Raw genomic sequence first — 25,957 nt, 5'->3', positions numbered from 1 at the left:
TACCCGCGAAATGAGGAAACCGTGACCCGCGACCGCGTACGCATTCTCGTGCCCTCCGGCATGCTCGGCTCGGGATTCCCGCCCGAGATCGTCGACCGGGGACTGGAACTCGGTGCCGACGTCATCGCCGTGGACGGAGGGTCCACCGACTCCGGCCCGTACTATCTGGGCACCGGAACGGCCAAGACCACCGCCGCGGCCGTGGCCCGCGACCTGCGCCTACTGCTCCGGGCGGCGGCGAAGGCGCGCATTCCGCTGATCGTCGGCTCGTGCGGTACCAGCGGCACCGACTCCGGCGTGGACTGGGTCGCCGGGATCACCCGCGGCATCCTGGCCGACGAAGGGCTGGACCTGCGGGTCGCCACCATCTACAGCGAGCAGCGGGCCGCCGACCTCAAGGACCATCTCGACAAGGGCCGGATCCACCCGCTCCCGCCGGCCGGCGACCTCGCCCCCGCGACGGTGGACAGCTGCGAGCACATCGTCGCGATGATGGGCCATGAGCCGATCGCCGAGGCGCTGGCCGGCGGAGCCGACGTGGTGCTGGCCGGGCGCGCCACCGACACCGCAGTGGCCGCCGCCTTCCCGCTGATGGCCGGCATGCCGGCCGGCCCGACCTGGCACGCCGCCAAGATCATCGAGTGCGGCGCCCAGTGCACCACGAACCCGCGCTCCAGCGGGGTCTTCGCCACCATCGACGCCACCGGCTTCACCATCGAGCCACTCGACCCGGCCGTCGCCTGCACGCCCACCTCGGTCGCGGCGCACATGCTCTACGAGACCGCCGACCCGTTCTCGATGCGGGAACCGGCCGGCACGCTGATGGTCGCCGACGCCACCTACCGGGCCCTGGACGAGCGGCGGGTACGGGTGGAGGGCTCCCGGTTCGAGCCGGCCCCGTACACGAACAAGCTCGAAGGGGCGCGGATCACCGGTTACGAGACGATGTCGTTCACCGCCATCCGCGACCCGCACATCCTCGGCCAGATCACCACCTGGGCACAGCTGCTGCGCCGGGTCACGACGGATCGGGTCGCCCAGACGCTCGGGCTCAGCACCGACGACTACGCCTTCGACATCCGCCTGTACGGCTACGACGCCGTGCTGGAGGCGAAGGACCCGGACACCCGGACACCCCGCGAGGTCGGCGTGATGCTCCTGGTCAGCGCCGCGGATCAGCAGACGGCCACCGCCGTCGCGAAGATCGCCAATCCGCTCATGCTGCACCTGCCCACGCCCGACATGGACTACCTGCCCAGCCTCGCGTTCCCCTACTCCCCCGCCGAGACCGAGCGCGGGGCGGCGTACGAGTTCGTCCTCAACCACGTCGTCGACGTGGACTCGCCCACCAGCCTCTTCCGCATCCACCTCCCGGAGGACAGCGATGTCCGATAACGCCCAGCCCCGCACCGTCGCCGACCTCGCGCTGGAGGTTCGGTCGAAGAACGCCGGCCCGTTCTGGGTGACGATGGAGCTGTTCATGCGCGACACCGCCGGGTACGCCCTGGTAGCCGACCCGGGCTTCCTGGACACGCCGCTGATCGCCCGCCTCTACGGCGTACCGGCTGACGCCATCCGCATCTTCCGGATACCGGCGCTGAACGTCGTCAAGATTTCGTTCCCGCGCCCCGTGGCGCAGGGCAGCCTGCGCGACCGCGACATCCACGCGGGGCAGCACCACGTGCCCCTGGCCATGCTCCCGCTGCCGGAGTCGCACTGAGGCCGGTGCCAACCGGGTCAGCGGGAGCCTCCCGACGGGCGTCGGCGTCGTTTCCGCCTACGCCCGCCGGGAGCTTGCGATCCTCAGGCCTGCTCGATGTCCGAGAACAGCCCCTTGAACGTGACCTGTGTCCCCACGAGGGTGCCGAAGACATCAGCGGCGACGGGGGTCGCAACTGCCGCGGAGGCGTCTTCGTAGCTGTCGAAGTAGAGGTCGAGCGTCCGGTACGCAGGGGTAGCGGTGCCATCCTCCTTCGGCCACACCTTCGCGGACTCGAGTCGCCGCAGCTTCGGGAACTTCGCTGCGGCAGCCTTGACGTCCGCGTAGGCCCGCTCGAAGTCGTCGGGGTTCGCCGGGTTGTCGATGACAATGGTGATCTTGGTGGGCATGGGACTCTCCTCGAAGTGGACAGAGTGTTCGTGTCATATCGGGCAGAACTAACGACGCAGGCCTGAATTCAGCGGCCGTAGGTCTCCAACAGCCGCAGCCACACCTCACTGACGGTCGGGTAGGCCGGAACCGCGTGCCACAGCCGGTCCAGCGGGACCTCGCCGACGATGGCGATGGTCGCGGCGTGGATCAGTTCCGCGACGTCCGGGCCCGCGAGAGCAAAGCCCACGATCACCTTCCGGTCCTCGTCGACGACCATGCGGGCGTGCCCCCGGTAGCCATCGGCGTGCAGGGAAGCTCCGGCGACGGCCCCGAGGTCGTAGTCCACGACCCGGATCCGCAGCCCAGCCGCCTCGGCCGCAGCCGCGGTCAGGCCCACCGACGCGATCTCCGGGTCGGTGAAGACCACCTGCGGCACCGCACGTTCGTCGGCCGTCGCCACGTGCCGGCCCCACCGCTCGTCCTGGACCTCCTCACCCTTCGCCCGGGCCACGATCACGTCGCCGACCGCCCGCGCCTGGTACTTGCCCTGATGGGTCAGCAGCACCCGCCGGTTCACATCGCCCGCCGCATAGAGCCACTCGCCGCCACCGACGACGCGCAGGGTGTCGTCGACCGCCAGCCACGCGCCGGGCGCGAGCCCGACGCGGTCGAGGCCGATGTCCTGAGTGTTGGGTGTACGACCGACCGCGACCAGCACCTCGTCAGCCTCGACCCGCTCGCCGGAGGCGGTCTGGATGTGGACGGCACCGCTGTCGTCGCGGTTGACGGCGACGGCCTCCGCGCCGAGGCGTACGGAAACACCGGCCTCGCGCAACGACTCCGTTACCAGTTCACCGGCGAACGGCTCCGCCGACGGCAACACACCATCGCGGGCCAGCACCGTCACCGCGGACCCCAGGGCGGCGAACGCGGTCGCCATCTCGGCCGCCACCACGCCACCACCGATGATGGCGAGCCGACGGGGAACCGAACTGGCCGAAGCGGCCTCGCGGCTGGACCACGGCGTCGACTCGCGCAGCCCCGGGATATCCGGCAACAGGGCGCTGCTGCCGGTCGCGACGACCACGGCGTGCCGCGCGGTCAGCGTCGTCGTGACACCGTCGACGCCGGTCACCTCGACAACGCGGGCGGAACTGATCCGCCCCTGACCGCGGTGCAGGGCGATGCCAGCCGACTCCAGCCAGGACACCTGACCGTCGTCCTGCCAATGCGACGCGAAGGAGTCCCGCCGGCCCAGCACCGCAGCCGCGTCCAGGTCTCCCGTCACCGCCTCCCGCGCACCCGGCAGGTGACGAGCCGCGCGCAACGCGGACGCGCTGCGCAGCAACGCCTTGGTCGGCATGCAGGCCCAGTACGAGCACTCACCGCCGACCAACTCCCGCTCGACGATCGCGGCGGTCAGCCCGCCCCGCACGACCCGATCGGCCACGTTCTCCCCGACCGGACCGGCACCGATCACGACGACGTCGTACTCGATGGTCGTCATGTCAGTTGCCCTTCGCGGTACGGCCGAGGCGGATAGCCGCGATGAGGAAGAAGATGGCGCCGGGGATGGCGTAGCCGGCGGCGTTGGTCAGCGACGGGTCGGCCGCGGAAGCGCTGGCGATGAAGGACCCACCGGCCAGAACCGAGATGCCGCCACTGATGATCATCGGCCACTGCCCGCCCATCTTCCGACGGGTGACACCCACGACCAACTGCACCAGACCAGCCACCACCGCCCAGGCGCCCCAGACACGCAGGACGGCGGGGATGCCGGACGAGCTGGCGGCACCCACACCGACGGCAGCGAGCAGGCTTACCGCGATGTTCACGTACAGCAGGCTCGGCGAGCCGGTGGTCCGCGTGGAACGGAGGTCGTAGATGGCGGCGCCCACGTCGAACAGCGGGTAGAGCACGAACAGCGCGACCGCGAGCGGACCGATCTCCTTGGCGGTGGCGATCGTCACGCCGGCCCAGACGATGGCGAATGCGAAGCGGACGAAGTACAGCCGCCGCAGCGCGGAGGCCGTCTGGGAAATACCGGGTGAAGCAGCAATGGTGGTCACGGGTGACCCTTTCAGCGGAGGGGCTGGGGAGACCGATCGTTCTGTCTCGTCCAGCATGACAGCCCAGCTCCGCATCGTCAAGACCGAACGTTCTCCCCCCGCCCGCACACACCGCCGCCGGCGGCGGTGAACCTCGCTGCCGGATTTGCCTAATACCTTTAGACAAAAGCATAATGGTTGTAGGCAGGAAGGGGGCGTGATGGACAGACCAGGACTGACGCCGGAGCGTCTGGCCCGAGCGGGGGCGGAACTGGCCGACGAGGTCGGCTTCGACCAGGTCACCGTCTCGGCGCTCGCGCGGCGGTTCGACGTCAAGGTCCCGAGCCTGTACTCGCACCTGAAGAACTCACAGGACCTCAGGACCCGCATCGCGCTGTTCGCGCTGGAGGAACTCGCCGACCGCGTCGCCGATGCCGTCGCCGGTCGGGCCGGCAGGGACGCTCTGGCCGCGTTCGCCGACGCCTACCGCGACTACGCCAGGGAGCACCCCGGCCGCTACACCGCCGCCCGGCTCCGGCTCGATCCGGAAACGGCGGCCGCCAGTGCCGGCGTCCGGCACGCGCAGATGGCCCGCGCGATCTTGCGGGGCTACGGGTTGGACGAGCCCGACGCGACCCACGCGGTCCGGATGCTGGGCAGCGTCTTCCACGGCTACGTCAGCTTGGAACTAGCCGGTGGTTTCGAACACAGCACTCCCCACGCGCTGGAATCCTGGGAATGGATCGTGGATTCGCTCGACGCGGTGTTGCGTACCCACAGCACGCGCTGACCCGACGACGGCCGCACCACCGCCAGCGGTTCGCAGCGCCGAGCGCCGATGGACACCGGCATCTCGATCGAGAGGCTTGAGGCAATGCCCACCGAACACCAGTGGATCACCACCCCGATCACCGCGGGTCTCCTGCGCGGCTTTGTCGATCTGGAATCGACCGCGCGTGGTCTCCTGCCGCATCGGCTGACCGCCCGGGCGCGCCAGCAGATCCCCGACGACCAACTGGCCATGGCCGAGGCCCAGCCCTCCGGCGTGCGGCTGGCTTTCCGTACCCGGGCCACCACCATCGAACTGGACACGCTGCCCACCAAGCGGGTCTACCAAGGCTTCCCGCCCCCACCGGACGGCGTCTACGACCTACTGATCAACGGTCGCCTGGCTGCACAGGCCTCGGTGCCCGAAGGCAACGTCCGGACCGTTACCAACATGTTCACCCAAACCTCTGTGCTGGCCGAAGGGCCGTCCGGCACGGCCCGCTTCGCGGGTCTGCCGGAGGGTGAGAACGACATCGAGATCTGGCTTCCGCACACGGAGATCACCGAGTTGATCGCCCTGCGCACCGACGCGCCCGTCGAGCACACCCCGCCCAGTGAACGCAGGACGTGGTTGCATCACGGCAGTTCCATCAGCCACGGCTCGAACGCGGGTCATCCCACCGCCATCTGGCCTGCCCTGGCCGCGGCCGAGGGCGGCGTGGAGCTGGTCAACCTGGGGTTCGGCGGAAGCGCGCTGCTCGACCCGTTCACCGCCCGCGCCATGCGGGACATCCCTGCGGACCTGATCAGTGTCAAGATCGGCATCAACATCGTCAACAGCGACGTGATGCGTCTACGCGCCTTCACCCCTGCGGTCCACGGCTTCCTCGACACCGTCCGCGAAGGACACCCGACCACACCACTGCTGGTCGTGTCCGCCATCCTGTGCCCGGTTCAGGAGGACACGCCCGGCCCTCTCGTCCCGGACTTCGAGGGCGGGACTCCGCGGTTCAAGGCCACCGGCGATCCGGCCGAGCGCAGCGCCGGGCGGCTGACCCTCAACGTCATCCGCGACGAACTCGCCCGGATCGTCGAACAGCGCTCGGCCGATGACCCGAACCTGCACTACCTCGACGGACGCGACCTGTACGGCGAGGCGGACTACGCCGAACTGCCGCTTCCCGACGAGGTGCACCCCGACCCGGCCGGACATCGCCGTATCGCCGACAACTTCGCGCGGCTCGCGTTCGGCGACGGCGGCCCCTTCGCCACCAGGACCGACTGACCCATTGAGGTACGCCGCGCTGCGGCGGACGAGCCGGTGCTGTTCGGCGTGGTTCGGGCCCGCGTTGTTCGGTGGCTCGCGCATCCCGTCCGCCGGCCATCCCGACTCGCCTGCGGGGCGGGCCAGGCGGCGTGGCGGACGTGGTTGACGGTGAATCTGCCACCGGTCAGAGGTTGCCGCGCTTTGACATCCTCGAACCGATGGACGGGTTCGTCTCACAGCTGCCGGCGTTGCTGGGCGTCGTCGTCGGGGCCTTGGCTACCGGCTTGGCAACCTTCTTGTCCACCAGGAGTCAGTGGAAGCGCGGTCAGGTCGTGCGATGGGACGAACGACGACTAGAGGCATACAGCGAGTTCTCGCAGGTACTCAAGGAGATCCAGACGGTATCGCTGAAGGTTCTAGCCACGGCTGCAGGTGACAGGTACCGCTCGGGGCTGGACAAGGACCGAGCGCTACCTCAACTCGCCGACGCCGACATCAGGCACACCCTCGTATGGGAAAAGCTCCTGTTACTCGGGGACGCCACTACCGTCGCCGCAGCGCAGGAGTGGCGAGAGGCTGTATGGAGGCTCGAGCACCGAGCCCGTGGCGTAGAGGAAGTCCCCGAATCCCTGCCAGAACTCATCCAGCAGGTCAACACGGGACGCGACCGCTTCTACCATGCTGCTCGACGCGGCCTCGGTGTGAGCGGAGGATCAGTAGCTCAATCCGACCGCCTACAGCAACGCGTCAATTCCTCCTTCGAGAGCCACAAGAGCGCCTGACTGCGCACGGGAAGCGCCACGCATGAGCCGTACCGGTTGAGCGCCGAACCTCGCCAAGCGAGCTCGCACGTCTCGCGGGCCGGCTCCTGTGGGAGAGGGCATGCTCGAATCCAGCCATCCGATGGCGACGGCATCCGGGGCGCCCGGGTAGTAGTCATAGGCGCCAGGTCCGCGATGTACGTCACGCGCCGATCATGGCAGTCAGGCACGGGCCGCGCGAACGACGAAACGACGGTGCGGGCCGCCGCTGGGCGGCCCGCACCGTCATCGAACGCCGGGCGCGTTACGCCCGTCCGCCGGACTGCTGGTGCGTGGGACCTACAGGTCGGTCTTCGTCACGCGGGAGGATTCGTACGTCGTGGAGGCCGCGGCAAGACCCGGCACAATGGAGACGTCCTTGACCAGCATGCCGGTCGTGGCGTCGACGGTCAGCACCTCGCTGCCCTCGCCGCCGAACACCTCGGGCCCGGCGGTGATCGTCAGCGTGGCCTTGCCGTGGGTGGTCGAGTCCTTGACGCTGACCGCCGAGATGGTGGACAGCAGACGCAGAACACCGGCCCGGACCTGCGTGTTGCCGTTGCCGGCGGACAGCGCCTGGGTGCTGTACGTCCACAGCGCGTTGTCGAAGTGCCGCTCAACGGCCTGAGGGCTGTACGGCTTCGGCGCGACGTTGCCGCCCTTCTGCTTGATGATCACCTGGGCGTCCGCCTGCTGCTTGTCCCACACCGCCTTCTGCGCCACGGGGTCGAGGCCGACCAGTGGATCCTTGGCTGCCGTGAGCATCTGGGTCCGGCCGTCGGCCGGGCTGCTGTCCGCTGCGGCGACGGCTGCCTTGAGGAGCGGAGCGTAGCCGCCGTCCGTCATCTGGTCCTGGTGACGGGCGATCGCGCGCTTGATGTCCTTCACGCTGTTGCCCGTGTAGATCGCGTGACCGTCGGTGTACAACGTGTAGACGACCTGCATGGTCTTGGTGCCGTGGACCTGCGTCGCCTTCACCAGCCACGCGTCGCCCGCAGCCGGGGTGACCGTCTTGATGGACCCGGCCAGGGTCATCAGCGGCGCGCGCTCGGCCGACCCGTCGACGCTGGTCGAAGCCGAGGGGGCGGCTGACGCATCCCTGGTGGCCTCCATGCCCCCGGTCGCCGACGAGTTGAGCACCACGGCGACGACTGCCGCCGCGGCGGCGACCCCCACCCCGGCGCCAATGCCCCATCGGCGCGCTACACCCATCCCTCGGCGGCGCCGAAGCGCCGGGCTGGAGTCGCGGTCCCGCGTGGTAGTCGTCGTTTCCATTGTTGACGTCGCCTCCATAGTCGTGTCCTCCGCCGATATCGCGCCCGACAGCCGCGCGGTTTCCGGGTCGGCCATAGCCGCCCGCAGCACCGCCCTCGCCCGCTGATACGCCTCCGGGCGTAGTGGTTCAGCGCTGCCCAACGCACCGACCAGATCAAGCTCGTCGGTCATCGGTGTCTCTCCTTCGCGCTGTTGCGGTCCTTCAGAAGCGCGGACACCCCCGGAGCGTCACGCAGTGCCGTCCTGGCCTGGCTCAGCAGCCGCCGCGCGGTGCCGGCCGGTATGCCGAGTGCCCGCGCGGCGTCGGCTGCGGTCAGGTCCTCCCAGGCGACGAGCCTCAGGACCTCCCGCTCTTCGGGTTTGAGCCGCGTCAGGGCCGACCGGAGTACCGCCCGGGCGTCCACGCCGAGGTCCACCGCCGACCACGCATCCCACCCAGTAGCCACGTCCGGCACGTCGGCGACCAGGTCCTCGGCCGGCCGGGACCGCCAGTAGCGCCGCAAGCGATTCAGTGCCACCCCGTACAGCCACGGCCGCGCATCGTTGTACGACCGGTCGTACGATCGCCGCGACTCGAACGCCGCAACCCACACCTCGCCGAGGAGGTCCTCAGCCGCATCCCGCCCGGCCCGGCGTACGAGGTACGAACCGACGGCGGCCTCATGACGCTCGACCACCTCTACGAAGGCGTCGACATCGCCATCCAACGACCGGCCTATCAAATCCGCATCCGAAGCCATGGCCCTCCTCGGCAAAGTCCGCGCTCCACCCTGACATTGCCGATCAGCCGGAAAAGTGTTCAGACCCCGGAGTCCGACGGCAAGGGTCGTCCGTTGGCGACCTCTCAGCGGCATGAGCGGCTGCGGCGCGGTCAGCGTCGGCCCGAGCGTCGTGCCCAAGCCTGGGACGAGGGCGAAGTCGGGAGGTAGCAGCCGACATCGTCGTGATCATGAGAGTGACGACCGACAGCCTCGATCCATCGCGCCGGCGGCGTTGGTGGACCGACGTGGACGGAGTGATGGCGAACAACCCACGGGCTGCCCGCTGAGCCGACGCGGCCGGCTCTACTTGAAGTCGAACGTGTAACTCCAGGCGAGGGCTTGCACAGCCTCTTCTCCGATCTCGGGGTGCGTCTCACGGAACTCGGCGGCAGCCTGCTCTCCCATCGCTGTCAGGTCAGGGGCGACCTTGCTTGCTTCGGACGAGTAGAACCTGTCCTCCAGCCGGCGGACTTCTGCGAGGACGCCGAGGGCGAGCTCAGCTCCGAACTCGGCCACGAGCGCCGCCTCATCACGGTCGGGCCACGCCGTTCGTCCCCATCCGGTCCAGACGACGATGGCGCGGGTAACAGTCTCGCTGTCCAAGGCTTCCTCGATGGGCTTCGATGGTGTCGCCGGTGCCCAAGCGCCACGTTGCGGTGTGGGGAACTGCGCCCTAGCGTGTACGGCATAGACAGACATGATTCGATGGTCGGGGGACGTCAATGCGCGCGATGGCAGCTCTCGTTGTCGCTTGTCTTACCATGGCCATCGCCCCAGCCTCGGCGGCCAGCGGGGCGACCCTCGCGTGGCGGGCCTGCCCAGGTGTTGCTGATACCCGTCTGCGTTGCGCCACAGTCCAGGTGCCGCTCGACCACGCGCGGCCATCCGGCCCGACGATCGACATCATGGTCTCCCGGCTCCCCGCGACCGACCCGGCGCTTCGCCGGGGGGTGCTGTTCACCACGGGCGGCGGGCCGGGTGGCGCCGGTGTCCCGGAGCCGCTGAATCTCGCCGCCACCGTCGACCCGGCGGTGCTCGGGCGGTACGACATCGTCGGGTTCGACATGCGCTTCGTCGAACGCAGCACTCCGATCACCTGTGGCCAGCCGGAGGAGGAGCCGGGCGGCTACTGGGTGCGCACCGCGACCTATCAGTCTCTGAAGGACACCGCCGCCGAGGCCCGCGAATACGCCCGCGCCTGCGCCCGGCACGCAGGCTGGGCGCTGCCGTTCGCCACGACCGCACAGGCCGCCCGTGACATGGACGTCATCCGGGCACGCCTGGGCGAGCGGAAGCTCTCCTTCCTCGGGGGCTCGTACGCGGCGATGCTCGGCGTCGCGTACGGCACGCTCTTCCCGCACCGGGTGGAGCGGTTTGTGCTGGACAGCCCGGTCAACTACGACCTCGCCTGGCGCCCCTATGAACTGAGGCGTCTTCCTGCCTTCGAGGAGAACTACGCCGCCTTCACCGGGTACGTTGCCGACAACAGCGCGGCGTTCGGGCTCGGTGCCACGCCGGCCGCGGTCGCGGAAACCCTGAGCAGGGCTTTCGCTGAGGCGGCGATAGAGCCGATCGTGGCCGGGGATCACGCCTGGACCACCGGCGAGTTGGGCTCCCTGACGGTCATCGCGACGTACTTCGAGCACCTGTGGCCGGTGGTCGCGACCAACCTGGCCGCCATCCTCGCCCGCACCCCGCCACCGATCCCCCTCAATCCGCGACCCGCGCCCCTGCCCGGAACCCCGGGCGTGCCGGCGGACAACCACACCGCGGTCAACATGGCCTTCCGCTGCGGCGACAACGTGTGGCCGCGCGACCTGGCTACCTACCGCGACGACCTGGCTCGCCTTGGCACCCGCTATCCCGTCTTCGGCCCGTCGATCGCCAACCTCAACCCCTGCGCCTTCTGGTCGGTCAGCCAGGACAACACCCCGCCGCTTGCCAGCAACCGGGCGCCGGCGGCGCTCGTCGTCGCCGCACTGCGCGACGCCTCGGTGCCGCTGGCCAACTCGATCGCGACCGCCCGGTCCATCACCGGCTCACGGCTGGTCACCGTCGACAGGCAGACACACGTGCCTCTGCTCAGCGGGCAGGCCAACACCTGCCTGACTGGCATGGTCACCGCGTACCTGGTGCACGGGCACCTGCCGAAGCACAACACGGCCTGCTGAACGATGTCTCGTCACTCGTCGAGGGCTGCGCGGTCGTCCGGGTCGTGGCGCAGTAGGCGTGCCGCGTCCGCCGGTTGCGTCAGCAGGGCCGCGAAATCGCCCTTCAGACGGATGCCGGAAGCCCCTGCCGTCAGCTGTATGACGGCGCAGTTGGTGCCACGGGAATGCCAGGGCCGTCAGTCTGCTCCGCCAGAACCGCAACACGAGACCGGCGCAGACCTCATCAACGTCCGCCGGGACGGTCTCGAACTGGCCGAGGATCAGCACATCACGTAGAACAGAGGCAGGTCCCACGTTCATGATCTTCACCCGCTTCTCCCGGGGGAGGAGACCTGAGGCCGCCGTCAACGGCGCGCTCAACGCGGGCCTGACACCGTCAGAGATCGTCGAGGCGCTGCTGCGGGCGGTGGTCTACTGCGGCGTGCCGCGGGCCGTCAACGCCACGCTCGTCGCCAAGAAGGTCTTCGCAGAGCGCAACCTGCTCCCCGTCCGCCCCACACCAGCCGGCTGGCCCGTCCGTCGTCACGACATGAGCGGGACGCCGCTTGATTGGCCAGCCGGAAAGTTCCTTCCTCGCGGTCCAGGTCGCACCGGCCGTGGAGCAGCGCGTCGGCACATCCCCTCGGACCCGTCGCGGACCCCTCCGCTCCCGACGCGCTACGCCGAGGGTGACCCGACCCGTACCGCCCGGCGAACCCGGGCCGGCGGGGCGGGCAGAGCCCTGCGGTCGACCTTGCCGTTGGCGGTGGCGGGCAACTCGGGCAGCACCACGTGGCGCAGCGGCACCATGTGGTCGGGAAGCTGCTCGGCCAGGAACGCCCGCAGCGCCGCCTCGCTCACGTCGCCGACGTCGGCGTGCCGCTCGGTCACCACGTACGCCACCAGGGTCGGGGCCGTACCCAGGTCGTCGCGGAGCAGCACCACGCTGTTCGCGACGAGCGGGTGACTGTTCAGCACCGACTCGATCTCGCCGAGTTCCACCCGCTGCCCACGGATCTTCACCTGCGTGTCGATGCGCCCGCCGTAGTTCAGGTGCCCCTGCGGTGACCACCAGGCCAGGTCGCCGGTGCGGTAGACCCGCTGGGGACGCCCGGCGACGTGCACGGTGCCGAACCGCTCGGCGGTCAGGTCGGGCCGTCCGGCGTACCCCCGGGCCAGGCAGTCGCCGCCGACCACCAGTTCCCCGGATACGCCCAGTGGGGCGAGCGCACCGTCGTCGTCCAGCACGTATGCCGTGACGTTGGTGATCGGCCTGCCGATCGGGACGGTGGGGTCCGGTTCGGGTCGGCGGCACGGCCAGGCGGTGACGTCGATGGCGGCTTCGGTGGGGCCGTACAGGTTGTCCACCCGCACCGTCGGCAGGGTGGTGGTGAGCTTGTTGACGAGCTTCGGCGGCAGGGCCTCCCCGCTACAGATCACGCGGCGCAGGGCTGTGCACGCGGCGACCCCGGGCTCCTCGACGAACAGGGCGAGCATCGACGGCACGAAGTGCACAGTGGTCACCGCCTCCCGGGCGATGACGGCGGCCATCTCCTGCGGGTCGCGGTGCGCCTGGGCTTCGGCCGTGACCAGCGTCGCGCCGGCCAGGAAGGCCCAGAGCAGTTCCCACACCGACACGTCGAAGGTGTACGGCGTCTTCTGCAGCACGACGTCGCCGGGCCCGATGCGGTACTCCTCCTGCATCCACGCCAGCCGGTTGGCCAGCGACAGATGGGTCATCTGCACACCCTTCGGCGCCCCGGTCGACCCGGAGGTGAAGATGACGTACGACAGCCCGTCCACCACCTCCTCCGGCGCGCGGTAGCCACGCCAGTCGACGGGCGAGGCGGGCAGGTCGGCGCCGGCCAGTGGTCGCACCGGAACGGCCGGGGCTCCGCCGGTGCCGAGCGCGGCCCGTCCGTCCTCGTCGGCGAGCGCCAGCGCGGCGTCGGCGGTGGTGAGCATCAGGTCCAGCCGGGCCCTCGGGTGCGACGGGTCCAGTGGCAGGTACGCCGCTCCGGCCAGCAGGACACCGAGCACCGCGACGACCATCTCCGGGCTCCGCTCGGTGCACAGGGCGACGACCGAGCCGGAGCCCACACCCTCGGCGCGCAGTCGCCCGGCCAGCGCCGCCGCCTCGTCGAGCAGATCCCGGTAGCTGCGGTCGCGTCCCCCGCCGCGCAGCGCGACGGCGTCCGGGGTGCGCTCCGCCTGCCGGCAGATCGCCTCGTGCACGGGTGTCCGGGGGGCCGGGGTCGGCGCGGGGTTGAAGCCGAGCAGCGTGACCCGCTCCCGGGGACCGACCAGCACCGCCTCGCGCACCGGGCGGTCGGGGTGGGCGGTGAGCCATCCGCTCAGGGTGTCCAGTCGTTCCTGGAGGTGGGTGGGATGACAGTAATCGCCGGCGAGCCAGACCGGCACCGCACCCACCGTTCCCGCCGCCCCGCCCGGTGGGCCGGGTGTCACCAGCACCACGTCCACCGGGGACAGCTCGGGTGACGGTGTCGGCGTCTGCGCGCGTACCTCGGTCGGTGTGGTGTCCGGGTGCACGCGCAGCGTGTGGTCGCCGTGCGGGCCGCGCACCGTCACCGACGTCGCGCCGGAGAGGCGGTGGGCGAGCACAGCCGCCACCGCTGCCGCGTGGGCCAGGTCGGCGTGGTCGGTCATGCCGTCACCAGCTCGGCCAGGGCGCGCGGGGTGGGTCGCGCGGACAGTTTCTCCATCGGGATGCGGACGGCGAAGCGGCGCTGCACCTGGTTGACCATGCGGATGAACAGCAGGGACTCACCGCCGACGGTGAAGAAGTCGGTGTCCGGCCCGATGTCGGGCGAGCCGAGCAGCCGACCCCACAGCTCCACGATCTCGTCCACCACCGTGCTCTCGCCGGTAGCCGCGGGAGACGGTGACGGTTCGACGGTGTCCGGGGCCGGGGGTGGTGTCGCCTCCAGCCAGTGCCGGGTACGGGCGAACGGGTACGTCGGCAGCGCCACCCGCCGTGCCGGGGTGTCGCCGCGCACCGCCGCCCAGTCCACAGTCACCCCGGCCGTCCACAGTCCACCGAGCCCGGCGAGGACGTCGGCGGCGTCGGCCCGCGGCGCCGGTCGCGGCTGCACGGCGAACCCGGGCACCCCCCGTCCCTGCGGCGTCTGCCGTGCCATGCCGGTCAGCGCGGTGCCGGGGCCGACCTCGACGAGCACCGGGTCGGGTAGCTCCAGCGCGGTCAGCAGGGCGTCGTGGTAGCGCACCGGGCTGCGCAACTGTGCCGCCCAGTAGCCCTCGGCGCGCGCCTGGCCGGTGTCGAGCAGCGCGCCGTCGACGCTGCTGACGACGGGGACCGTGCGGGGTCGATGGGGCACCCGGTCGGCCTCGACGCCGAGCAGCCGGGCCGCGTCGGCCATCATCCGGGTGTGGAAGGCGCGCTGCGCGGGCAACGCCCGGCAGGGCACGCCGGCCGCGTCCAGGCGTTCGCGGAACGCGGCGAGGGGGGCCGGCGGCCCGGCCACGACGGTGACCTCCGGCGCGTTGCGGGCGGCGATGTCGAGGTCGTCCAGGCCGGTGAGGTGTTCCTCCACGGTGTGCGGCCCGGCCAGCACGACCAACAGGTGACCCTCCGGGGCGTCCTGCATGAGCCGGCCCCGGGTGGCGACCAGGCGCAGCATGTCGTCGTCGGCCAGCTCACCGGCGAGCGCGGCGGCCGGGAACTCACCGACCGAGTGGCCGATCATCGCCGCCGGGCGGACGCCCCACGACAGCAGCAGCCGGCCGAGCGCCACCTCGTACAGGGCCAGGGCCGGCTGGGTGACGTCCGTGCGGTGCACGACACCGTGCGGGTCGTCGTCGACGAGGACGTCCCGCAGGTCCAGCCCGAGGACCGGAGCCAGCAGCTGCGCCCCGTGGTCGAGGTCGGCCCGCACCGACGGGTAGTGGTCGTAGAGGCCCCGCGCCATGGCGGGGAACTCGGCGCCCTGCCCGGGGAACAGGAACACCACCCGGGGGCGGCGGGCCGCCGCGCGCACCCGCGCCCGGCGCAGCCCGGCGAGCGCCGCCGGGACGTCCCGCGCGGCCACCGCCAACCGGTGCGGGAAGTGCCGGCGGTACGTCTGCGCCGTCACCGCGACGTCCCGCACGGACAGGTCGGGGCGCTGCCGCACGTACTCGTGCACCTGCTCGGCGGCCTCGCGGACCGCCTCCGGGGTCCGCGCGGACAGCACGATCAGCTCGGCGGGGCCGTCGGCGGCCGACGGGTCCGGCGGGATCGGGCCGTCGGCCTCCTCCAGCACCACGTGCGCGTTGGTGCCACCCAGACCGAAGGCGCTGACCGCAGCGCGGCGCGGACCACCGGTGGCCTCCCACCGACGGGCGACGGTGTCCACAGTGAATGGTGTCGACCCGTCCAGCAGCTCGGGCCGGGCCTGCTTCAGGCCGGCGAGCGGCGGGATCTGCCGGAAGTGCAGGGCCAGCGCCGCCTTGATGAGACCGGCGACACCGGCGGCGGCGTCGAGGTGCCCGACGTTGGCCTTGACCGAGCCGATCGAACACTGTCGCTCGCCGCGACGGAACACCTCGGTCAGCGCGGCCAGCTCGATGGCGTCGCCGACCTCGGTCGCGGTGCCGTGCGCCTCCAGGTAGCCCACTGTCGCCGGGTCGACGGCGGCGGAGGCGTACGCGCGGTTCAGCACGTCGACCTGCCCGGCGATGCCCGGCGCGGTGTAGCCGACCTTCATCCCACCGTCGTTGTTCACCGCCGACCCCTTGATCACCGCGTACACGGTGTCCCCGTCCCGGCGGGCGTCCGCGACGCGTTTGAGCACCACCAGGGCGACCCCGTTGCCGGGCACGGTGCCGTCGGCCGCGGCGTCGAAGGGCCGACACGTGCCGTCCGGCGACATGATGCCCTTCGTCTCGTAGAGGTACCCGGCCTGCTGCGGCACGGCCACGCAGGCGCCACCGGCGAGCGCCACGTCCGAGTCGCCGCCGCGCAGGCTCTGGCAGGCCAGGTGCACCGCCACCAGTGACGTCGAGCAGGCGGTCTGCACGGTGATGGCGGGCCCGCCCAGGTCCAGCCGGTACGCGATCTTCGCGGCCAGGTGGTCCTTCTCGTTGCCCAGCACGACCGACAGCAGCCCCTGCGACTCGACGACGTCGGGTTGGGCGAACACGTGGTGCAGCGCGTAGTAGTTGAACCCGGCCCCGGCGAAGACGCCGACCCGACCGAACGGTCGCTCGGTGGCGAGCCCCGCCGACTCCAGCGCGGCCCACGCCGTCTGCATCAGCAGCCGGTGCTGCGGGTCCATCGTCTCCGCCTCCCTCGGAGTGATGCCGAAGAAGGCCGCGTCGAACAGGTCCGGGTCGGCCAGGACACCGCGCGCCGGCACGTACGCCGGGTCGTCGAGCCGGTCGGCGGGCACCCCGGCGGCCAGCAGTTCGCCCCGGGTCAGCGCACTGACGGTGGTCTTCCCGGCGACCAGGTTCGACCAGTACTCCCAGACGTCGGCGGCGCCGGGGAACCGACCGGCCAGGCCGACGATCGCGATGTCGTCGTTCATGAGGGTGCGCCTGCTCTCTCGGTCTGCGCGTGCAGATGCCGGGCCAGTGTCTGCACTGTCGGGAAGCGGTAGAGGTCGGTGAGCGGGATGGTCCGGCCGGCCAGCCGCTCCTGGAGCAGCCGGCGCACGATCGCCAGGCGCAGCGACTCACCGCCGACGTCGAAGAACGCCTCGTCGACGTCGAAGTCGTCGGTGCCCAGCGCCTCCACCCAGGCGCCCGTCACCAGCTCCTCGAACTCGGCCAGCGACGCCGAGCGCTGGGCGGGAACCCGGGCCGACGCGGCCGAGGTCTCCGGCGGCCCGGCCGCGGTCTCCGGCGGCCCGGCCGCGGTCTCCGGCGGCGCTGTCGGTTGGGCCAGCGCGCCCAGCGCCCGCAGATCGACCTTGCCGTTGCGGTCCAGCGGGAACTCGGTCACCGTCACCCACTGCTGCGGCCGCGCGTACGGGGCCAGGTCGGGCTCCACCGCGCGGCGCACGGCTGCCACGTCGACGCCGTCCGGGTCGGGCTTGAGCGCCGCGCAGAGGCGTACCCCGCTCGCCGGGTCACCGGTGGGGAAGACCACGGCGTCGCGGACGCCCGGCTGCGCCCGCAACCGGCGCTCGACGTCGACCGGCTCCACCCGGTGTCCGGCGATCTTCACCTGGCGGTCGTTGCGGCCGAGGAAGCGCAGGTGGCCGTCCGTGCCCCAGCGCACCAGGTCCCCGGTGCGGTAACGGCGTTCCCCGTCGTGGCGCACGAAGGAGGCGTCCGTCCTCGTCTGGTCGCCCAGGTACCCGTCGGCCAGGCCGGTGCCGCCGGCCAGCAGTTCGCCGACGGCCCCCGGTGGGACGAGCCGACCCGACGTGTCGACGACGGACAGGTCGGTGCCGTGCACCGGAGCACCGATCGGCAGCGGGTCGGGTGTCGCGTCGGCGTGCTCGACGGAGTACGTGGTGGTGAAGGTGGTGTTCTCGGTGGGGCCGTACCCGTTGGTCAGGCGCAGGCCCCGGCAGGCCCGCAACACCTGGCGCACGTGCGGCGGTGACACCACTCCCCCGCCGGTGAACAGCTGCCGCAACCCGGCGAACGCGTCCGGGCGGTGGTCGGCGACCAGGTGGAACACGCCCGAGGTGAGCCAGGCGTGGGTGACCCCGGCGGCGCTCAGGACGTCGGCCAGCCCGCGTGGCGTCGGGTCCTCCGGCGGGAAGACCACCACCGTGTCGCCGGTGGCCAGGGGCACCAGCAGCTCCAGGGTGGACGCGTCGAACGCCAGCGGGGACAGCCGCAGCATCCGCATACCCGGCCGCTCGGCGAACATCCCCGGGTCGTCGGCCAGTCGCAGCACCGCCCGGTGGGGCACGACGACGCCCTTGGGCACGCCCGTCGAACCGGACGTGAAGGAGACGTACGCGGTGCGCGCCGGGTCGCTCGGCGCCGCCTCGATCGGGTCTGCCCCGACGGGCGTCCGCGGGTCGACGAGCGGGCAGTCGACGACTCCCGGCCAGGGCTCGCCCACACCGAGGCGGGCCCGCGCCGCGACGGTCGCCGCCAGATGGGTACGCCACTCGGCGGTGGCGTGCTGGTCCACGGCCACGTAGTGCGCGCCGAGTCGCAGCACGCCCAGCACCGCTACCGCCTCGGCGGCCGAGCGGGGCACCTCCAGGAGCACCGCGTCGCCGGGACGCACGCCGTGGTCGTGCAGGAGACGGGACTGCTCGACCGCGGCGTCGTGCAGGTCCCGGTAGGTGAGCGTCAGCCCGGTGTGCGCGTCGACGAGCGCGGACCGCTCGCCCGCCGACTCCGCGTACGCCGCGAACCGGTGCCACACGTCGTCGGCGGTGTCGTACGTCCCGCCCGCGCCCAGCTCGCGCAACCGGGCGCGCTGACCCGTCGAGAGCGTGGTGACGTCCCGCACCGTCGCGTCGGGGTCGGCGGCCAGCTCCCGGACCGCCGCCTGGAACGACGCGACCAGTTCCCCGGCGTCGGCGGCGGTCAGCAGCGCTGTCGCGTACTCCAGCGCGAACCGGGGACGATCCGACCACGACTGGAGGTAGAGCAGGGCGTCGAACACCGCGCCGGCGCAGTGGCCCTCGTGCACCCGCCAGGTCCGGTCGCCCACCACCAGCTCGTCGGGCACCAGCTCGTGGTGGGCGGCGAAGCCGAGCTGGGCCAGCGGGTTGCGTCCCGGGTCGGTGCCGGCGCCCAGCGCGGAGACGACGGTCTCGAACGGCACGTCGGCGTCGGCGACCGCCCCGGCCAGGGCGTCGGCGATCCCGCGGACGAACTCCCGGACGGTGCTGTCGTCGGTCGCGGCGCAGCGGACCGGGACGACCCGGGTGCAGAGGCCCACCAGGCGGTCCATGCCCGCCTCGAACCGGCCCGCCGCCGGCACCCCGAGCACCAGGTCGTCCAGACCGGCGCGGCGGGACACTGTCAACGCCCAGGCTGCCAGGGCCACCGACGTGACGGTCACCCCGCACTCCCGGGCCAACCCGGCCGTCGCCTCCGCCGCCGTCTCGTCCAGGTGGAAGCGCAGCCGGGCACCCCGGCCGTCGGCCTCGGCGACCGGCGGCAGGTCGGTGGGGAGCGTCACCGTCCACGGTGCCCCGTCCAGCCGGGCGGTGACCCGGGTCAGGGCGGCCTCCAGCGCGCCGGACGACTCCTGCGCGGCGAGCCGGGTGCCGACCCAGTCCGGCGACGGGGCCGCCTCGGTCGGGCCGTCCCCGGCGTAGAACTCGGCGAACTCCCGCGCGAACAGTCCGACGCTCCAGCCGTCGCTGACCGTGTGGTGCACCAGCATGGTGAGCAGGTCGCGCCGGCCGGTTCGGGTCAGTACGAACACCACGGGTGGCTGGGCGAAGGGGCGCAGCAGACGCGCGGCGGCCGGGCCGTACAGGTCGTGCACGGCGCGTACCGCGTCGTCGTCGGGCAGCGTCTGGTGCAGGAGGCGCGGCTCGTAGGGCGCGGGCAGCACGATCCGGGCCTGGCGGGGGTCGCGCACGAAGCGTGTGCGCAACGCCTCGTGCCGGGTGGCCAGCTCGCGCAGCGCCCACCGGACCCGGGCCGGGTCGAGGGGTCCGTCCGCCTCCACAGTGAACATCAGGTGGTACGGCGCGTCCTGGTCCAGCAGGTGCGCGGCCAGCATGGACCGCTGACCCGGCAGCAGCTCCCGCTCTGCCGGCCGCCGCTCGACGACGGGTGGCGCGGTGTCGACGAAGTCCACGGCGCCGGCGAGGGCGTGGGCCAGCGGCAACGCCGACAGCAGGCGGGCGCTGTCCACGTCCGCCCGCAGCTCGCGTTGGCCCAGCGCGACGAGGGCGATGGCCTGGAGCGAGGTGCCGCCCAGGGCGACGAACGACTCGGTGGCCGCCACCGCGCGGACCTGCTCGGGGGTGCCGCCGAGCACCCGCGCGGCGAGCGGCGCCCAGGCGGTGAGGTCGGGGGCGACCATCACGCGGTCTCCGCCGCGGGCCGCTCCAGCGGCACCTCGCTCGCGACCTTTCGCAGGTCGGCGAGGCGGGGGTTCTCCAGCACGTGGCCGAACATGACAGCGAGGTTGAGTTCCTGGCGGATCAGGGTGCTCAGGCGCAGCGCGCTGAGCGAGTGGCCGCCGAGGTCGAAGAAGTCGTCGTCGTCGTCGACAGTGTCGACGCCGAGCACCTCCATCCACAGCTCTTCGAACCCGGCCACCCAGGTCCGGTCTTGTACGTCGCGCATCAGTGTCGCCTCTCTGTGGTCGGGTCGGCTCCGGGTGCGTCCAGGTAGTGCCGGGTGGCCGCGAAGGGGTAGGTGGGGGCGGGCAGCCGGCGGCGGCCGGTGTCGTGCACGGGGTCCCAGGCATCGGTGAGACCCAGCTGCCACAGCGCGCCGACGGTCGCCAGCAGGCGGGCGTGCCGGTTGGCGGGAAGTGCCGGCTGGTCGGCGTCCAGGTGCGGGGTGACGGTGGTGCCGACCTCGATCCAGAGCACCGGGTCGGGCACGTCGGGGGGCGGCGTCGACGTCGGGGGGCGGAGGGCCGCGGCCCGCCAGAAGGCGCTGTCGTCGGGCCGCCCGTCGACGTGCAGGGGCAGAGCGGCGGGGTGCAGGCGTACACCGGGGTCGTCGGTGTCGCGCAGCAGCGCCAGCGCGTCCGCGAGCGACATCACTCCGGCCACGACGGCGGCGGCCACCGCGCCGACGCCGTCGCCGGCCAGGGCGCGCGGGGTGACACCCCGGCTGCGCAGCGACCGGGTCAGGCCGACGCAGGCCAGCAGCCGGTCGCCGCGTTCCCGGACCGAGTCGTCCAGGTCGTGGCCACGCAGCAGCGCGACGCCCTCGTCGACGGTCCGCCGGTACACCGGGTCGGCGTCGTAGTTGGGTCGGTTGCCGGTCAGCGCACCGGCGCCGGTGAGGTGCAGCGCCACACCGCGCGCTCGAGCCGTCGCGTCGACTTTGCGCAGCTGGGCGACCCCGTCGGTCACGCCGGTCAGGAGGGCGGCCCGCCAGGGCAGCGCGGCGCGGCCGGTCCGCAGTGTGTACGCGAGGTCGGCCAGGTCCCCGGGGGCGGTTCCCGCCGCGAACGCGGTCGCTCGGTCCAGGCTGTCCTGCGCCGCCGCGGCGGTCTTCGCGGAGACCAGGACGAGCTGCGGGACGTGCCGGCGGGGTCGGGCCGGGATGGGCGGGGCTTCCTCCAGCACCACGTGGGCGTTGGTGCCGCCGATACCGAAGGCGCTCACCCCGGCCCGGCGTACGCCGTCGACAGGCGCCCAGGGTCGGGCGGTCGTCGGCAGCTCGAACACCGAGCCGTCCAGTCGGATCGCCGGGTTGGGCGTACGGAGGTGGGCGATCGGGGGGATCGTCCGGTGCGTCAGGGCCAGGACCGTCTTGATCAGGCCGATCACCCCGGCGGCGGTGTCCAGGTGTCCGACGACCGACTTGACGGCGCCCAGCGCGCAGGGCGCCCGGTCGGGCCGGGTGGAGTCGAACACCTGCCGCAGCGCCGCCACCTCGATCGGGTCGCCGAGCGCGGTGCCGGTGCCGTGCGTCTCGACCAGGCCCACGGTGTCCCTGTCGACGGCGGCCACCTCCAATGCCGCCGCGATGACGGCGGCCTGACCGGTCGGGCCGGGCGCGGTGAAGCCGGCCTTGCGGGCGCCGTCGTTGTTGACCGCGGAGCCACGGATCACCGCGTGCACGGTGTCGCCGTCGCGCAGCGCGTCGGTGAGGCGCTTGAGCACCACCACGCCCGCTCCGTCGCCCGGCACCGTCCCGTCGGCGGCGGCGTCGAAGGCGCGGCAGCGACCGTCGGCGGAGAAGATGCCGCCAGGCTCGTGCAGGTGTCCGCGCCGGGTCGGCGGGGCGATGGTGGCCGCGCCGGCCAGTGCCACGTCGGCGTCGTAGGTGAGCAGCGCCTGCGTGGCCTGGTGCACCGCGACGAGCGACGTCGAGCAGGCGGTCTGCACTGTCAGCGCCGGCCCCTGAAGGTTCAGCTTGTAGGCGATCCGGGTGGCGGCGAAGTCCTTGTCGCTGCCGATGATCACGCCCAGGCCACCGGCGGCCTCGACCGCACGTTCGTTGGGCCACACGTTGTCCAGCAGGTAGACGTTGAGCCCGGTGCCGACGTACACCCCGACCCGGTTGCCGTCGGCGGCGACCGGCGGGTGTCCGGCGTGCTCCAGGGCCGCCCAGGCGCACTCCAGCAGGATCCGCTGCTGGGGGTCCATCAGGGCGCTGTCCGACGGTGAGTAGCTGAACAGCCGGTGGTCGAAGCGGTCGGCGTCGGTGAGCACCGCGCGGGCCGGCACGAAGCCCGGCCGTTCCACCAGATCCTTGGGTACGCCCCAACCGACGAGCTGCTCGGGCGTGAAGAAGGTGACCGCGTCGACGCCGTCGTGGACGTGTCGCCAGAACCGGTCCAGGTCGCGTTCGGCGCCGGGGACCCGGATGGCCATGCCGACCACCGCCACCGCGGCGCTGTCGTCCAGCTCAGCCACGGCCGGCTCCCACGCTGCGCCGCCGGTCGGCCAGCAGTGCGCGGCCCTGGCGGCGCTGCGCCGCGTTGGGGTCCGCGACGACGGGCGCGGTGTGCTGGAGCGCCGCCGCGCAGCCGGCGATCGTGCCGCAGCGGAAGAGGTCGGTCACCGAGACGTCCAGGCCCTCCTCGGACATCCGCTGCTGGAGCGCGATCAGCGCGAAACTGTGGCCGCCCAGGTCGAAGAAGTTGTCGTGCAGTCCGACGTCGGGCCGCTGGAGCACCTCGACCCAGCAGGCCCGGATCCGTTCCTCCAACCCGGTGCCGACCACCGCGGCCGGTGGCCGCGACGGCGCGGTGGCCGTCCGTGCCGAGCGGCTGTCGGCCAGCAGTCGGGGAAGGTCCACCTTGCCGTGCGCGGTGAGCGGGATGGTCGCCACGGTCAGGATCCGCGACGGCACCATGTACGCCGGCAGTGTCTCGCGCACGTGCGCCCGCAGGTCGTGCTCGGCGTCCGGGCCGATCCCGTGGACCACGAACGCGACGAGTTCGTCGTCCTCGGCGGCCACGGCGCACGACCGCACCGCGGGGTGGGTGAGCAGGGCGCCCTCCACCTCGGCCAGCTCGACGCGGTAGCCGCGCACCTGCACCTGGGTGTCGTTGCGGCCGAGGTACACCATGCTTCCGTCGAGGCCCCACTTCACCACGTCGCCGGTGCGGTACATGACCCCGCCGCCGTACGGGTCGGGCGGGAACCGCGCCTCGGTCAGCTCCGGGTTGTCCAGGTAGCCGTGCGCCACGAGCGCGCCGCCGCAGTACAGCTCGCCGGGCACGTTGAGACCGGTCGGCCGCAGGTCCTCGTCGAGGACGTAGCAGCGCGCCGACGGCAACGGCACACCGATGGCACCCTCGGGGACCCGGGGCACGTCGGCGGCTGACGCCTGGAAGATCGTGACGTGGATGGTGCCCTCGGTGATGCCGTACATGTTGACGAACACTGTTTGCAGACCCGGCGCGTCCGCGATCAGCGACGCCAGCCGCGACCAGCTCAGCGCCTCCCCGCCGAGGACGACGTAGCGGATGCGGGAGGTCTCGTCTTCCTGGAGTGCCCGCAGGTACGGCGGCAGCAACCGGTAGAGCGCGCCCGGGGTCTGGAACAGCACGGTGACGGCCTCGCGACGCACCAGCCGGGCCAGTCGTTCCCGGTCCACCAGGTCGACCCGGTCGGCGATGACCAGCCGGGCGCCGGTGGTCAGCGCGCCCCACATCTCCCACACCGACGCGTCGAACGAGAACGAGCTGGCCGCCAGCCACACGTCGGCGGCCGTGACGTCCAGGCCCGCCGGGGTCGGGCTGTTCAGGGCGTCCAGGCCGCCGTGCCCGACCAGGACCCCCTTGGGTACGCCGGTCGAGCCGGAGGTGTAGATGACGTACGCCGGGTCGTCCGGCCCGGGGAAGGTCTCGTCGAGCACGGAGGTTCCGTCGAGGGTGTGCGCGTCGGCCAGAGGGGTCCCGCTGTCGCGGGTGAGCGCCGCGGCCGCCTCTGCGGTCTCCGGGTCCACCACGAGCACCGCCATCCCGGCGTTCGCGGCGATCAGTTCGAGGCGCTGACGCGGGTAGTCCGGATCCAGCGGCACGTAGACGCCGCCGAGCTTCCACACGCCCAGGATCGCCGCGACGACCGCCGGTGAACGGCCGAGCAGCAGCCCCACCCGGACACCAGGGCGGACGCCCCGGTCGGCTAGGCCCGCCGCGATCCGTCCGGCCCACCGGTCCAGCTCGGCGTAGGTGATCTCGACGTCCCGGTGACAAATTGCCACCGCGTCCGGGGTCGCCGCCGCGTGGTCGGCGAAGCGACGCAGCACCGACGGGTGCGTGCCCGGCGCCGACGCGAGCGGCGGGTTCACCCCCTCGGTGAGCCGCGCCCGCTCGGCCTCGTCCACCATGGACGGCTCCCGCTCCTCTTCGTCGACGATCGACCGCAGGAACGTCAGGTAGTGCGTGAGCAGCGTGCCGACGGTCTCCGCCGTGAACAGCTCGGTGCTGTACTCGGCGCGCAGGAACGGCACGTCGGTGGAGACGTCCAGGGTCAGGCCCAGGTCGAACTTGGTGACGTCGATCTCGACATCGACCTCGGTCAGCCGTACCCCGGCGAACTCGGGGAACGCGAACGGGAAGTTCTGCACCGTCAGCGAGGTCTGGAACAGTGGCGCGTGGCTGAGCTGCCGCTCCCCCACGGTGGCCCGCACGATCTGCTCGAACGGCACGTCCTGGTTGGCGAAGGCCGCCATGCTGGCCCGCCGGGCCCGGTCCACCAGCTCGGTGAAGCTCGGCCGGCCGGACACGTCGAGCCGGACCGGCAGCGTGTTGACCAGACAGCCGACCAGGCGCTCCTCGGCGTCGTCCATCCGGTTCGCCACTGGAACGCCGACCACCACCTCGTCCTGGCGCGCGTAGCGGGACAGCACCGAGGCGTACGCGGCGAGCGTCACCGCGAACAGCGTCACGCCCCGCGCCCGCCCCCACTCCCCCAGCCGTCGCACCAGTTCCGGCTCGACCGGGCGGCGCAGCACCGCGCCGGTGGTGCCGAGCACGCTCGGGCGGGGGAAGTCGGTGGGCAGCGCCAGTTGTGGCACATCGACCAGCGCCGCGCGCCAGAAGTCGAGGCCGGAGCTGTCCCGCCGCCACTCCTCGTGCTGCCGCTCGGCGTACGCCAGGTAGGACACGGCCGGCTCGTCGTAGGCGGCCACCGACCCGTCGACGGCGGCGTCGTACTCGGCGGCCAGGTCGCGCAGGAGCAGACCCACCGACCACCCGTCGCAGGCGATGTGGTGCACGAGCACCGCGAGGCCGTGCTCGTCCGGGCCCCAGGAGCGCAGGAAGGCCCGTAGCACCGGCCCGTCGGCGAGGTCGAAGGGCTGTCGGGCCTGCTCGGCGACGAGCGTCCGCAGGTGTGCCTCCTGGGTGGCGCGATCGACCCATCCGCCGGCGGTGATGTCGACGTCCACAGTGGGCGTCGACGACACCCGCTGGGTGAGGACACCGTCGACCACCGCGAACGTGGTGCGCAGCGCGTCGTGCCGGGCGACCACCCGGGTCAGGGCCGTGCGAAGGGCCTCGGGCCGCAGCGCACCGCGCAGGTGCACCGCGAAGGCCACCACGTACGCCGGGTTCCCGGGCTGGAGCTGATCAAGGAAGTAGAGGCGTTCCTGGGCGAAGGAAGCACGACCGGTACGAACCATGCACCGATCGTGCGGCCCGGCACGTCCCGCGCGGCAGAGCACGGTTTCCTGCCCCACCAGGAAAAGCTCCCGGTCGCG

At 72.1% G+C, this 25,957-nt stretch carries 18 protein-coding genes and 2 pseudogenes; 7 read left to right on the top strand and 13 right to left on the bottom strand.

The window, feature by feature from the left end; all coding sequences use genetic code 11:
* Positions 1-21 precede the first annotated feature (21 nt).
* Positions 22-1,395, top strand: coding sequence for an acyclic terpene utilization AtuA family protein (locus tag O3438_RS00755; RefSeq protein ID WP_269678039.1), 1,374 nt, complete (start codon positions 22-24; stop codon positions 1,393-1,395).
* Positions 1,385-1,720 carry a DUF4387 domain-containing protein gene (locus O3438_RS00750; RefSeq protein WP_269678038.1) on the top strand — a complete coding sequence of 112 codons (336 nt, stop codon included), beginning with the start codon at positions 1,385-1,387 and terminating at the stop codon, positions 1,718-1,720. Before O3438_RS00755 ends, O3438_RS00750 begins: the two co-directional genes overlap by 11 nt.
* 83 nt (positions 1,721-1,803) lie before the next feature.
* Here the strand turns inward: O3438_RS00750 and O3438_RS00745 are convergent, their stop codons facing one another.
* The 3 genes from O3438_RS00745 to O3438_RS00735 form a co-directional block, all read right to left on the bottom strand.
* Positions 1,804-2,109, bottom strand: a complete 306-nt coding sequence (locus tag O3438_RS00745; protein ID WP_269678037.1) for an EthD family reductase — start codon at positions 2,107-2,109, stop codon at positions 1,804-1,806.
* 68 nt (positions 2,110-2,177) lie between these two features.
* Positions 2,178-3,599, bottom strand: a complete 1,422-nt coding sequence (locus O3438_RS00740; RefSeq protein WP_269678036.1) for a dihydrolipoyl dehydrogenase family protein — start codon at positions 3,597-3,599, stop codon at positions 2,178-2,180.
* 1 nt (position 3,600) lies between these two features.
* On the bottom strand, positions 3,601-4,161 hold the full coding sequence (locus O3438_RS00735) for a hypothetical protein (RefSeq protein WP_269678035.1): 561 nt from the start codon (positions 4,159-4,161) through the stop codon (positions 3,601-3,603).
* Between the two features lie 199 nt (positions 4,162-4,360).
* Here O3438_RS00735 and O3438_RS00730 point away from each other — a divergent pair, with 199 nt between their 5' ends.
* From O3438_RS00730 to O3438_RS00720, 3 genes are all read left to right on the top strand, one after another.
* Complete coding sequence (locus O3438_RS00730) at positions 4,361-4,930, top strand: TetR/AcrR family transcriptional regulator (RefSeq protein WP_269678034.1); 570 nt, start codon at positions 4,361-4,363, stop codon at positions 4,928-4,930.
* 84 nt (positions 4,931-5,014) lie between these two features.
* A complete protein-coding gene (locus O3438_RS00725) occupies positions 5,015-6,193 on the top strand; it encodes a GDSL-type esterase/lipase family protein (RefSeq protein WP_269678033.1) in 1,179 nt (392 codons plus the stop codon).
* A 131-nt stretch (positions 6,194-6,324) separates the two neighbouring features.
* Positions 6,325-6,957, top strand: coding sequence for a hypothetical protein (locus O3438_RS00720; RefSeq protein WP_269678032.1), 633 nt, complete (start codon positions 6,325-6,327; stop codon positions 6,955-6,957).
* Here O3438_RS00720 and O3438_RS34270 read toward each other — a convergent pair.
* From O3438_RS34270 to O3438_RS00705, 4 genes and pseudogenes are all read right to left on the bottom strand, one after another.
* Positions 6,910-7,104 (bottom strand): annotated as a pseudogene (locus O3438_RS34270) (hypothetical protein); the annotation flags it as partial. The gene O3438_RS00720 and the pseudogene O3438_RS34270 overlap by 48 nt on opposite strands.
* A 171-nt stretch (positions 7,105-7,275) precedes the next feature.
* Complete coding sequence (locus tag O3438_RS00715) at positions 7,276-8,421, bottom strand: hypothetical protein (protein ID WP_269678031.1); 1,146 nt, start codon at positions 8,419-8,421, stop codon at positions 7,276-7,278.
* Complete coding sequence (locus tag O3438_RS00710) at positions 8,418-8,990, bottom strand: RNA polymerase sigma factor (RefSeq protein ID WP_269678030.1); 573 nt, start codon at positions 8,988-8,990, stop codon at positions 8,418-8,420. The genes O3438_RS00715 and O3438_RS00710 overlap by 4 nt, the downstream gene beginning before the upstream one ends.
* A 324-nt stretch (positions 8,991-9,314) precedes the next feature.
* Positions 9,315-9,710: a hypothetical protein gene (locus O3438_RS00705; RefSeq protein WP_269678029.1), complete on the bottom strand. Its 396-nt coding sequence runs from the start codon at positions 9,708-9,710 to the stop codon at positions 9,315-9,317.
* A gap of 206 nt (positions 9,711-9,916) precedes the next feature.
* Between O3438_RS00705 and O3438_RS00700 the strand changes: the two genes are divergently transcribed.
* The gene (locus O3438_RS00700; RefSeq protein WP_269678028.1) at positions 9,917-11,182 is read left to right on the top strand and encodes an alpha/beta fold hydrolase; all 1,266 of its coding nucleotides are present in this window, start codon (positions 9,917-9,919) and stop codon (positions 11,180-11,182) included.
* A 298-nt stretch (positions 11,183-11,480) separates the two neighbouring features.
* A pseudogene (locus tag O3438_RS00695) lies at positions 11,481-11,627 on the top strand (carboxymuconolactone decarboxylase family protein); the annotation flags it as partial.
* Positions 11,628-11,839: 212 nt separating this feature from the next.
* Here O3438_RS00695 and O3438_RS00690 read toward each other — a convergent pair.
* The 6 genes from O3438_RS00690 to O3438_RS00665 are packed head-to-tail and all read right to left on the bottom strand — an operon-like array spanning position 11,840 to position 25,879.
* The gene (locus O3438_RS00690) at positions 11,840-13,828 is read right to left on the bottom strand and encodes an amino acid adenylation domain-containing protein (RefSeq protein ID WP_269678027.1); all 1,989 of its coding nucleotides are present in this window, start codon (positions 13,826-13,828) and stop codon (positions 11,840-11,842) included.
* The gene (locus tag O3438_RS00685) at positions 13,825-16,707 is read right to left on the bottom strand and encodes a type I polyketide synthase (protein ID WP_269678026.1); all 2,883 of its coding nucleotides are present in this window, start codon (positions 16,705-16,707) and stop codon (positions 13,825-13,827) included. The genes O3438_RS00690 and O3438_RS00685 overlap by 4 nt, the downstream gene beginning before the upstream one ends.
* The gene (locus O3438_RS00680; RefSeq protein WP_269678025.1) at positions 16,704-20,138 is read right to left on the bottom strand and encodes a non-ribosomal peptide synthetase; all 3,435 of its coding nucleotides are present in this window, start codon (positions 20,136-20,138) and stop codon (positions 16,704-16,706) included. Before O3438_RS00680 ends, O3438_RS00685 begins: the two co-directional genes overlap by 4 nt.
* Entirely contained in the window at positions 20,138-20,404 is a 267-nt protein-coding gene (locus O3438_RS00675; RefSeq protein WP_269678024.1) for a phosphopantetheine-binding protein, read from the bottom strand. The genes O3438_RS00680 and O3438_RS00675 overlap by 1 nt, the downstream gene beginning before the upstream one ends.
* Positions 20,404-22,659, bottom strand: a complete 2,256-nt coding sequence (locus O3438_RS00670; RefSeq protein WP_269678023.1) for a beta-ketoacyl synthase N-terminal-like domain-containing protein — start codon at positions 22,657-22,659, stop codon at positions 20,404-20,406. Before O3438_RS00670 ends, O3438_RS00675 begins: the two co-directional genes overlap by 1 nt.
* Positions 22,652-25,879: a non-ribosomal peptide synthetase gene (locus O3438_RS00665; RefSeq protein WP_269678022.1), complete on the bottom strand. Its 3,228-nt coding sequence runs from the start codon at positions 25,877-25,879 to the stop codon at positions 22,652-22,654. Before O3438_RS00665 ends, O3438_RS00670 begins: the two co-directional genes overlap by 8 nt.
* Positions 25,880-25,957 lie beyond the last annotated feature (78 nt).

The organism is Micromonospora sp. WMMC250, from assembly GCF_027460215.1.
In the GTDB taxonomy this organism is placed as follows: domain Bacteria; phylum Actinomycetota; class Actinomycetes; order Mycobacteriales; family Micromonosporaceae; genus Micromonospora; species Micromonospora taraxaci.
This window is presented reverse-complemented; position numbering and strand designations above follow the sequence as displayed.